Here is a 1,061-nt window from a genome sequence, read left to right on the forward strand (position 1 = left end):
CACCGACCACGGGCAGCTTGCCCCAACGATGGAATACCTGAAGGGACAGAAACCGGACGAAGTGGTGAATGTCGTAGCAGACAAAGGGTATCACCGGGCTGGGGATTATGTGGAATGCCTTGAAAAAGGGATTATTCCGAGCGTTATACCTGAGGAAGGAAGGGATGTTTATGAACTGGAGACAGACTATGTGGAGTCAGAGTGTGACCCGGCAAGTATGGAGGCTGAAGAATTAGCGAAGTGTCTGCATGCAGGAATCATTCCGGACGCATACAAGGGAAGCATAGAAGACATGGAGGTTGTGGAGGTTAAGCGTAAGCCGGATGAGGTAAAGAAGACCCCTGAGCCGCAGGAACCAACGAGACCGGGCGAAGAAATGAAGGGGCGGGCCAGAGAGGGATATTTTGTGAGGGACCCGGAAGCTGACTGTGTGTATTGCCCGGGCGGGGCGACACTTTACCGGAAAAGCATAAAGAAAAGCGGCGACACGAGATACTGTAACAAGAAGCTGTGCAGGAAGTGCCCATACAGGGATAAGTGTGTAACAAGTACAAAATATCCGTGGAAAGAGATAGATTTCAGCAAAGACTGCCTTGAGAAGAAGGCAAAATGGTGGGAAGGGAATGGCCCCGCCCCGAATGATGGAGGAGAGAAGCCGGGAGAGGAGGCCAGGGATAAAAAGAAAGAGCCAGGCTTCCACTACGAAAAGAGAAAGGTGGTGAGGTTCAAACTCAGACCGAACCGGGAAAAGATGGATAAACGGAAATGCACGTCAGAACATCCATTTGGGACAATAAAACGGTGGCACGATTCGGGCTACTTTCTGCTGAAAGGGAAGCGGAAAGTGGATGGGGAATTTGCGCTCTTCGGGATGGCATATAACTTATCAAGGGCGGAAAACATGTTTAGTTTTGAAGAATTAATGACAAGGGTAGGGAAAAAAGCAGCATAAGGGATTGTGTATTTTATTCAGTTTTCGAGGTCAGGTAACGGATTGAAAAATAAGTCCGATGAACCTGATTTTTTAGTGTCCAAAATGACTTCAAATGGATGAAGATCAG

General features: G+C 48.4%; 1 pseudogene. It reads left to right on the plus strand.

The features are described from left to right. Positions 1 to 952, plus strand: a pseudogene (locus NFS31_RS26815) (transposase); the annotation flags it as partial. Positions 953 to 1,061 lie beyond the last annotated feature (109 nt).

This window comes from Otoolea muris, from assembly GCF_943193115.1.
GTDB classification, from domain to species: Bacteria; Bacillota; Clostridia; order Lachnospirales; family Lachnospiraceae; genus Otoolea; species Otoolea muris.